At 52.4% G+C, this 1,154-nt stretch carries 1 rRNA gene; it reads right to left on the bottom strand.

Annotated features, from left to right (window positions below):
- Nucleotides 1-1,154: ribosomal RNA gene (locus LKD46_RS16490) — 23S ribosomal RNA — on the bottom strand; the annotation flags it as partial.

The following is a 1,154-nucleotide window of genomic DNA, read 5'->3' on the forward strand; positions in this document are numbered from 1 at the left end:
ACTGGTACCTCGCTTGTACCGGGCTTTCCATTCCCGGCTCCCGCTCTCCTTACGTGTCCCCACAGTTCTGTCATACTGCAGTACAGGAATATCAACCTGTTGTCCATCGGCTACGGCTCTCGCCCTCACCTTAGGTCCCGACTCACCCAGGGCAGATCAGCTTTACCCTGGAAACCTTGGATATTCGGCCTAGAGGATTCCCACCTCTATCTCGCTACTCATTCCGGCATTCTCTCTTCCATGCAGTCCACAGCTCCTTCCGGTACTGCTTCTTCCCGCATGCAATGCTCCTCTACCAATCTTTTCAGATTCCTTAGTTTCGGTGGCGCGTTTCAGCCCCGGACATTTTCGGCGCAGGACCTCTCGACCAGTGAGCTATTACGCACTCTTTGAATGTATGGCTGCTTCTGAGCCAACATCCTGGTTGTCTTCGAAATCCCACATCCTTTTCCACTTAACGCGCACTTTGGGACCTTAACTGTAGGTCTGGGCTCTTTCCCTTTTGACCGCCCAACTTATCTCGTGCAGTCTGACTCCCGGTGATATCTACACGGCATTCGGAGTTTGATATTCTTCGGTAGGCTTTGACGCCCCCTAGGAAATTCAGTGCTCTACCTCCGCAAGACTCACACCGAGGCTAGCCCTAAAGCTATTTCGAGGAGAACCAGCTATCTCCGGGTTCGATTGGAATTTCTCCCCTATCCACACCTCATCCCCACCCTTTTCAACGGATGTGGGTTCGGTCCTCCACTACCTCTTACGGCAGCTTCAACCTGGACATGGATAGATCACCCGGTTTCGGGTCTACTCCTACTGACTCTGGCCCTATTAAGACTTGGTTTCCCTACGGCTCCACACCTGAAGTGCTTAACCTTGCCAGTAAGCGTAACTCGCCGGACCGTTCTACAAAAAGTACGCGGTCGTACATATAAAGTACTTCCACAGCTTGTAGACACAGGGTTTCAGGTTCTCTTTCACTCCCCTCCCGGGGTCCTTTTCACCTTTCCTTCACAGTACTATGCGCTATCGGTCACTAAGTAGTATTTAGCCTTAGGGGGTGGTCCCCCTTACTTCCCACAAGGTTCCTCGTGTCTCGTGGTACTCCGGATCCTGCTCAGTCAGCTCTGCTTTCACGTACGGGGCTTTCACCCTCT

Source organism: Blautia fusiformis (assembly GCF_020686995.1).
Taxonomy (GTDB): Bacteria; Bacillota; Clostridia; order Lachnospirales; family Lachnospiraceae; genus Blautia_A; species Blautia_A fusiformis.